The following is an 8,775-nucleotide window of genomic DNA, read 5'->3' on the forward strand; positions in this document are numbered from 1 at the left end:
CCAGCCAGCAACCTAGCGACAGGGTCGTCGTAATTCAAAGTAGAGAGGAGAGAGCAATGGCGAAGAAGATCCTCTTTCTGGTCGGCGACTACGTGGAAGATTACGAAGTGATGGTGCCGTTCCAGGCCCTGGCTGCGTTAGGCTATGAGGTTCACGCTGTCTGTCCGGGCAAGAAGGCCGGTGAATTCGTGCGCACGGCGGTGCATGATTTTGAGGGCGATCAAACCTATAGTGAAAAACGCGGCCACAATTTTACCCTGAACAAAACCTTCGATGAGGTAAACGAGAGCGAGTATGATGCGCTGGTAGTGCCGGGAGGGAGAGCGCCAGAATACATCCGGCTCAATCCGCGCGTACTCGAAATCACGCGCCATTTCTTCACTGCCAACAAGCCGGTTGCCGCAATTTGTCACGGCCTGCAGGTGTTGGCAGCGGCTGGCGTACTCAATGGCCGCCGTTGCACGGCATACGCGGCAGTGGGTCCCGATCTGCCACTCATTGGCGCCGAATATCACGCCATTCCGGTCGATCAGGCGATTACCGACGGCAACCTGGTCACAGCTCCGGCCTGGCCGGCTCATCCAGCCTGGCTGGCTCAGTTCCTCAAGGTATTGGGCGCGAAGATCGAGCTAGAGCCGCAAGCCGCTGAGGCAGTGGGCGCATAAACGCTGTTTCCAGTCGCTGGCGCGGCGCATCCGCTTCGGGTGCGCCGTTTGCATTCCTTGCGTGAGTGGCAATCGCCGGTCGGGAACGTGGGAACTCAGGCGGTGTCAGTATCGTCTCAGAAAAAGAAGTGCTATTTTGTCTTGTCAGCGCCGGTTATTCCCGGTACAATGCCAGTACTACTTGATTTAATCAAACGCTGGCGCATTACTGCCTATGCCGTATATCTCCTTTATCTATCCTGAAGCGCTTTGGCTACTCATCGTGCCGGTTGGCATCGTGATGTTAGCGCTCGCAGCGCCGCGACGACTATCTCCTGTTCGGTTCTGGAGCAGCTTGATAGTGCGGGTTTTGATCGCCACAGCGCTGGTCTTCGCCTTTGCTGGCGTGCAGTTTGTGCGTCCAGTTGATCGGCTAACCACCGTCTTTTTGCTCGATGGCAGCGACTCGATGCCGGCTTCAACCCGCGCTCAGGCCGAGGCCTTTATTCGCGCCGCGTTAGAAGCGATGCCGGCTGACGATCAGGCGGCGATCATCGTTTTTGGCGAAAATGCGCTGGTCGAACGCGCTCCTGATAGCGACCGGCGCCTCGGTCGGATTGCTTCGATCCCGATTGCCAACCGCACCAATATCGAATCGGCTATTCAGCTTGGGATGGCCCTCTTCCCCGCCGATGCGCAAAAGCGGCTGGTGTTACTCTCTGATGGCGGTGAAAATAGTGGCCGCGCAATTGACGCCGCTCGTTTGGCTGCCAGCCGGGGTATTCCAATTGATATTGTTGATTTGACGCTGGTCAATGCTGATGCTGAAGCGCTGGTTGCCAGCGTCGAAGCGCCGAACAGCGTGCGTGACGGCCAGGAGGCGTTGATTGTTGCCACCGTGGAAAGTAATGTTGCTCAGCCAGCTTTGGTGCGCTTGATCGATGATACCGGTGTCGTAGCTGAGCGGGCGCTTGAGCTGTCACCCGGCGCAACGCGGGTTGAGTTTTTGGTGCCGATAGCGGGAAATGGTTTTCAACGCTATCGAGTGCAGGTTGAGGCAGCTCGCGATGGCAGGGTGCAAAACAATGAGGCAGCAGCGCTGATTCGGGTGCAAGGGCCGCCGCGGGTGCTGCTCATCGCGCGCGCGCCAGCCGATGCCCGGCCACTGGCCACTGCTTTGACGGCAGCCGGTATGATTGCTGAAGTCATCTCTCCCGAAGCGGCGCCGCGATCGCTGGCCGATCTCAGCGCGTATGATGCCCTGGCGCTGGTCAATACGCCGGCGCGCTCGTTGCCGGTGGGGTTGATGCAGGCGATTCCTGGCTACGTGCGCGATCTGGGGCGTGGGTTGCTGATGGTTGGTGGCGAAGAGAGCTTTGGGGTTGGCGGCTATGGCCGCACTGCCGTCGAAGAGGCGCTGCCAGTGTACATGGATGTGCGTAATCGCGAAATTCGTCCCGACCTGGCCATTGTTTTTGTGATTGATAAGTCGGGTTCGATGGATGCCTGTCACTGCGCTGACCCTGATCGCAATGCGCCGATCACATCGTCTTCCGAACGCAAGATTGACATTGCCAAAGATGCAATTGCCCAGGCGACGGCGTTGTTAAGCGATCAAGACACGGTGGGTGTGGTAACGTTCGACGGCGCAGCGTTTCCCACGTTTCCCGCCACTCGTGGCGCTACTGTCGAACAGGTGATGGAAGCAGTGTCTGGGGTAGAGCCGCGTGGCCCAACCAATATCCGGGCTGGTTTGCTACGCGCAGAAGAGATGTTGCAGCAGGTCGATGCGCGCATCAAGCATATGATTTTGCTGACCGATGGTTGGGGCAGCGGAGGCGATCAGTTTGATATTGCCGCTCGCTTGCGGGAACAGGGTATTACACTGACCGTAGTCGCTGCTGGTAGCGGTTCGGCAAACTATTTACAACAGCTTGCTGGCGAAGGTGGCGGTCGTTACTATCCGGCGGCTGATATGGCTGATGTGCCGCAGATTTTCGTCCAGGAGACGATTACAACGATTGGGAACTATATCGTTGAAGGCGCTTTCATGCCGGTGCGCTATGGCAATAGCCCGATTCTGGCCGGAATTGGCGCGGTGCCACCGCTCTACGGCTACAACGGTAGCACGCTGAAAGATACTGCCCAACTACTGCTGGCAACTGAAGATCAGCAACCGCTTCTGGCTACATGGCAGTACGGTCTCGGGCGTAGCGCAGCCTGGCTGAGTGATACGAAAGGTAAGTGGGCGCGCGATTGGATTGCCTGGGATGGTTTTCCGCGCTTTGCGGCTCAGTTGATCGGTGATCTTACCCCTCGCGGTGGGCAGGATGTGCGCGCTGAAGTGTCGGTGGCCGGTAGCGAGACGGTCATTCGGTTACTGACTACTGCCGGTCAGGACGATCTGACGGTGACGGCTACGCTCATCGGTGGTGATGGTTCGCGGCGGGAAGTGCGCCTCACGCAGGTTGCGCCCAATCAGTATCAGGCTCGCCTGGAAAGCCCTAATCCCGGCACTTACCTGGTGCAGATTGCCGGCGCGCGTGGCGATCGGGTGGTGGTGCAAGAGACTGCCGGCATGGTGGTACCCTATTCATCCGAGTATCGCAGCGCGCAGGCAAATCCTGGCTTACTGGCTGAGCTGGCGAGCACAACCGGTGGCCGATTTGTCAACGATCCTGCTGAAGTCTTTGATCGCCTCAATTGGGTCTTCTCGGCGCAGGAAATCGGATTGCCACTGCTTTTGCTCGCTCTGATCTTGCTCCCTGTTGACATTGCCTTGCGGCGGTTGATGGTGCGGAGGAGCGATTGGGGTATGGTCGGGACGCTGGCCGGTCGCTTGCGTCCGGCAAGCGCTACCCCAACAGTCCCCGATCCGGTATTGAGCCGGTTGCGCGCCGCGCGCGATCAGGCGCGTCGCCACATGACGGGTGAGCAAACGCCGTTGCCTCCAGTATCGCCGTCGTCACCGCTAGCGTCACCTCCTTCTTCATCAGGTACCCCCGCTGAGCCGGATGAAGCGATTGCGCGGTTGCGCGCTGCAAAGGAACGGGCGCGCAAGCGGATTACGGGTGAAGAGCGTGAATGATGTCGGCATGAGAGTGAATAACGTCGTGCCTGATGAAACCCGACAGTGGGTTGGTCGCCTGGCTGCCGCATTAATCATCGGTATCCTGGCCGGTGTCATCGCTTTCCTGACTGCGCGCGCAATAGGATCGGCCTGGTGGTTAGTCAATCAGCAGGCATTGCTTGAAGCAACGCGACAAGCGTTACAAGAAGGGGTCATCGGTTTGGCCAATACTGACCTGCGCGCGTTGCGCATGGCTGCCGAAGCGCAACAGATGATGATTGCTGAGGTAAGCGCCTGGATTGGCCTGGGAGTCGGTCTGACCGCCGCAATTGGCGCGCTTGTGCGTCTCGAGCTGCGCGGCGGTTAGCCGGCAAGCCGATATTGTTGGATTGGCGTGCCCTGCTCGATGCAATACCGGCAGCCGGAGGAAAGAAGAGACTCACTCCTGACCCTTTGATCCGGGTAGAAGAAGGGAACGATCGGTCGCTACCAAGAAACCTTACGACGATTCAATGCGCTGCCAAAGGTTTGCCGTCAATTCCTGCGCAAACGACGACGGTCGTTCAGCAGCAACGCACACGAGCAATGCACGCATCGCCCGTGAGCAGCCAACATAAAACAGGCGACGCTCTTGCGCAATCATTTCGGCTTGTTCTGTCACCGGTAAGTGGTGATAACTGTGTGGAAAGTGGTCTTGCTCTAACCGCAGCACGGCCACAAACGGAAACTCAAGCCCCTTGGCCGAGTGAATCGTCATCACCTTCACCACCGGTTTGCGCAGGTCAACTTGTCGCTTTTCCATCACCTCAGCCGCCATACCGATCCGTTGCAGTTGCTCACAAATCTGTTGCGCGACTTGTTTGCTGTGGCAGAGTACAGCGCCGGCGTGCGCCGGTAACCGCCAACGTCGCGCCGCGACGGTAAAGAAGTCGCGAATGGTAATCGCTTCTTCCTCGCTATTGCGGCAAAAGTGTACTGTCGGCAGATCTCCGCTTAGGGTCGTCTCGGTCGGCAGATGCTTGTCGGCATTGCCAGACCAGGCGGCACACGCGGCGGCAATCTGGGCCGTATTCCGATAGTTTCGCCGCAACACAAAACTGCGTCCCTGGAGGCGCAAAAGGTTGCTGATCTGCCGCCAGGAAAACCCGCGCTGGTAGAGCGATTGGTTGGCGTCGGCTGTTAAGTAGATCGCATGCGGCGAATCAACGCAAGCTAGCAGGAAGCGCAATGCCACCGGCGACAGATCCTGAGCCTCGTCGATGACAATGGCACGATAGGGACGATTGGGTTGTTGTTGGGCCAATGCCAGCGCCTTCTGCCGCACCTGCCCCCACGTTGTCAATCCATTCTGGCGCAAGATGGTCTGCCAGGTTTCGTACACTGCCCACACCGCGGCGCGGCTGGCAGCGCGCAAAGAGATGTTGCGACCACTGCGGGCGTGGGCCAGGTATGCATTCAGGTCGCTCAGCCCCCAATGTTCGATCACGTTCATAAACTCATCCAGCAGATATTCCTGCCCAAGTGTCAGGAGAGTTGCGCGTCGGCGCTGCTGTTCGGCGCCAGTTGCGCCGGGCATCGGCGCAGTCGCCAAAGCTGCGCCTAGCGCATCGAGCAAATCACGCTCAGACGCGAATTTGGGTGTGCCACAGGCGCGCGCATACTGGCGAAAAATGAGACTATCAACCGTATTGACTTCAACCCCTTTATCAGCCAGCTCACCTTCCAGCAGGCGCTCGAGCAGTTGCGTGGAATAGGAGATCAGCGTATTTGTGTAAGTCGTGAAAAGGATCGGCGACCATCCTTCGTCTACCAGGCGCTTGACGCGGTAAAGAGCGACAATCGATTTCCCGGTGCCTGGCCCACCGCGAACCAGGGCCGGACGATCAAGTGGGGTTTCAACCAGCCGTTGTTGAGCAGGATCCAGCACGAGTAGAAAATCGGTCAATTCACCGGCTGCAAACCGGTCGAGATCTTCCGCTTCGTTGAGCAGAAACTGTGGTTGTTGCAAAATCTCTTCAATCTGGCGCGGGTAGAGAATGTCGATGATTCGTTCGATGATAGGGGATGGCACCGCCGCAGCCAGTAATTCGTCTTCGGTTTTAACTTCTCGCAGTGCCGGCCAGTATTGTTCTGGAATATGCCAGCGTTGCAGTTCGTCGTCGGTGAATTGACGAGGGAGCAGGCTGGAAGCAGGAGGCACCGGGGAGCTAAATGTTTGCGCGTTGGGCGGATTGGTCGATTGCGAATCGGCTTGCTGTTTGAACGATGACTCTGCTGCTGGCAATTCCACGGGTAGATCGATGTCGCCAAACTCGTGCTGGTACGTCTGATCGTCACGTTTGCGAATAGTGATCAGTTTGACCCATCCCGTTCCAACGGTGTAAATCAGGCGATAATCGCCGATTCTAACCCGATAAAGCGGCGGAGTGCGGTTTCTCAGCTTTTTCGCATCGCCCTGAGCCGAAATCGGATCGCGTTCCAGTACTTTCACTTTTTGCGAGATAGCTTTCTGGATCCTCTGCGGCAGGTCGAGCAGTTCGTTGAAGAACGTTGGCGGTGTAACAATCTGATATTTCGTCATCGATCTGCTTCCCGCAGTGTTAGCAAGACAGTTTCGATTAGTGGCCGGCAAGTGTTGGTTACGAGAGTATTGCTTGTTGTTGAGAGTGTGTCATAGTAGCGGCATGATAACATTGTTTCTGATTTCCTGGTTTTTGATTCTTGTAAGAATAATTTAACATAATAAAACCGCGCACTGTCTGAGCTGATCAGGCGCGGTTTTATCGATTTACAGCAGGTATGACGCGGCGCTAATCATCGTTATCATCGTCGTCATCGTCATCGTCATCGTCGTCATCGTCCCCACGGTCGTCGTCCTGCGGCGGTGGTGGTGGCGGCGCAGGCGTGGCGGTGGGTGGTGGCGGCGCGGGCGTGGCGGTGGGTGGTGGCGGCGCGGGCGTGGCGGTGGGTGACGGTGTGATGGTTGGTTGCGGTGATACTGTCGCAGGTGGTAGAGCAGGAGTTTGGGTTGCAGTCGGTAATGCGGCAGAAGTCGGTGTTGCAGTGATCTCACGATGTGGTTGAATATTGGTACCGTTTTCTGCATCATCGTTTGCTACTACGATGATAGTTGTTGCCTGCACTACCTTATTTGTTGTCCGTCCAGTAACCACAACTTCGGCATCAATCGATAACCGGCCCTTGATTTCGGTTGTCCGATCTATGATCACCGGAATACCGGCGACTATCAAGCGGTCAGGCGCTATTTGATCAAGTGAACCTTGAAACTCAACAATCGCTTCACGATTGCGTTCAATGAGACTGGTTACCTCGCTGCGACGACGCTCGGTGAAGGTTGCTGCGAGTTGTTCATCGTTGCCACTGAGAATGAGCTGCACTCGTTCAACTGACCGTTTCACGCCGTAAAGAAGATCGCCGGGTAGTGAAGAACTGGCTGCCCAGACCAGACCACTGCTTACGAATACCAGCAACAGCAATATGCTGGCTGCGAAAAGGGCAACCTGTCGTTGCAAGGAGAACCGGGTTTGACGGATTGTAGCTGCCTGTTGCAGGAAGGAACGTCGTGAGGCAAGGCGAGTGCTTGTTGTCGATTCAGTAGCAAGCTTGAACAGTGACGCGGCAGTTAATACAAGTGGGCGCAAGGTTGCAGCTTCATCAGGATACCGGGAGAGGATCTGATCAACCGACTCGCCTGCTGCCAGCGCATCGATGCACTCATTGAGGATCGTTTCAAGAGATTTGTCCATCATTCCACCATCCCCGGCGTTAAGTGCCGTGCTAATGCCGCAATCGCGCGGAGTTGCAGTTGTTTGACCGCTCCTTCAGTTTTACCGAGAATGCGGGCAACCTCTTGAACAGGCAGGTTTTGACCGAAGCGCAGGGCCAGAACTTGTTGTTGTTCGTCGGTGAGATGGCTAATTGCCCGACGTAGTTCTTCATTTACAGCAATTTGTTCTGCCACTTCAGCAGGTTCTGGTTCTTGACTGACCATACGTTCATCGAGTCGGGCACTCGGCGCGCGATAGGCGCGTCGGTAGTGATCACTCACTACATTGGCCGCTACTTTGAAGAGCCATCCGCGCAGATTACTGCGCGGCGCTGTGCGCTGAGCGATCGCCTTTAGGAAGCGAGAAAATACCTCGCTCACCAGATCCTCACATGTATGATGGTCGCTTACTCGGAATGAGATGTATCGGTAAAGAGGCTGGTAGTAAGCGTCGTGAATGGCCGCCAGGGCATCAGTTTCCAGTGCGCAGGCCCGGCTGAGCAGTTCTGCATCGTCGAGCACAATAACTCCTGTACCTGTATTACTCTGACAGGGGCGCTCGCTTTGCCGCTTCTGCGCCCCTGAGTTGTGTTATTCGACTATGTTGATCCTGTTGACACTCGTCGTTGCTTGCGTAAATCAGTCATCATCATCGTCGTCATCATCATCGTCATGATCGTCATCATCGTCATCATCATTGTCATCATCATCTTGCCCACGATTGTCATCAGAAGGACGCCCGGGAGGTTTAACGGTCGGTTGCGGAGTGGCAGTCGGTTGCGGAGTGGCAGTCGGTTGCGGAGTGGCAGTCGGTTGCGGAGTGGCAGTCGGCGCGCGGTCTCGGTCATCGGGCCGGGTATCGTCACGGTCGTCACGGGCATCATTCCGGTCATCAGGTTGGGTATCGTCACGGTTGTCACGGGCATCATTCCGGTCATCAGGTTGGGTATCGTCACGGTTGTCACGGGCATCATTCCGGTCATCAGGCCGGGTATCGTCACGGTTGTCACGGGCATCATTCCGGTCATCAGGCCGGGTATCGTCACGGTTGTCACGGGCATTATTCCGGTCATCAGGCCGGGCATCGTCACGGTCGTCACGGGCATTATTCCGGTCATCAGGTTGGGTATCGTCACGGTCGTCACGGGCATTATTCCGGTCATCGGGCCGGGCATCGTCACGGTCGTCACGGGCATCATTCCGGTCATCAGGTTGGGTGTCATCGCGGTAACGATTGGCTCGTTCATCGTTGTCAGGAGAGATGATGCCTGGAA

General features: G+C 56.8%; 7 protein-coding genes. 3 read left to right on the forward strand and 4 right to left on the reverse strand.

Annotated elements, in window-relative coordinates; all coding sequences use genetic code 11:
• Positions 1-56 precede the first annotated feature (56 nt).
• The 3 genes from Q0650_RS03950 to Q0650_RS03960 all read left to right on the forward strand — a co-directional run bounded on the left by Q0650_RS03950 (position 57) and on the right by Q0650_RS03960 (position 4,081).
• Positions 57-665 (forward strand): DJ-1/PfpI family protein, encoded by a 609-nt coding sequence (locus Q0650_RS03950; protein WP_298816140.1) that lies wholly within the window; start codon positions 57-59, stop codon positions 663-665.
• A gap of 214 nt (positions 666-879) precedes the next feature.
• Positions 880-3,732, forward strand: a complete 2,853-nt coding sequence (locus Q0650_RS03955; protein WP_298816141.1) for a VWA domain-containing protein — start codon at positions 880-882, stop codon at positions 3,730-3,732.
• A gap of 7 nt (positions 3,733-3,739) precedes the next feature.
• Positions 3,740-4,081 carry a hypothetical protein gene (locus Q0650_RS03960; RefSeq protein ID WP_298816143.1) on the forward strand — a complete coding sequence of 114 codons (342 nt, stop codon included), beginning with the start codon at positions 3,740-3,742 and terminating at the stop codon, positions 4,079-4,081.
• A gap of 132 nt (positions 4,082-4,213) precedes the next feature.
• On the opposite strand, the gene Q0650_RS03965 is transcribed toward Q0650_RS03960, so the two are convergent.
• The 4 genes from Q0650_RS03965 to Q0650_RS03980 form a co-directional block, all read right to left on the reverse strand.
• Positions 4,214-6,295: a 3'-5' exonuclease gene (locus Q0650_RS03965; protein ID WP_298816145.1), complete on the reverse strand. Its 2,082-nt coding sequence runs from the start codon at positions 6,293-6,295 to the stop codon at positions 4,214-4,216.
• 229 nt (positions 6,296-6,524) lie between these two features.
• A complete protein-coding gene (locus Q0650_RS03970) occupies positions 6,525-7,484 on the reverse strand; it encodes a hypothetical protein (protein ID WP_298816147.1) in 960 nt (319 codons plus the stop codon).
• Positions 7,481-8,023 carry an ECF subfamily RNA polymerase sigma factor, BldN family gene (locus Q0650_RS03975; protein ID WP_298816149.1) on the reverse strand — a complete coding sequence of 181 codons (543 nt, stop codon included), beginning with the start codon at positions 8,021-8,023 and terminating at the stop codon, positions 7,481-7,483. Before Q0650_RS03975 ends, Q0650_RS03970 begins: the two co-directional genes overlap by 4 nt.
• Positions 8,024-8,140: 117 nt before the next feature.
• Positions 8,141-8,775 (reverse strand): hypothetical protein (locus tag Q0650_RS03980; protein ID WP_298816151.1); only part of this gene is annotated, 635 nt, incomplete at its 5' end.

Source organism: uncultured Chloroflexus sp., assembly GCF_937129525.1.
Classification (GTDB): Bacteria; Chloroflexota; Chloroflexia; order Chloroflexales; family Chloroflexaceae; genus Chloroflexus.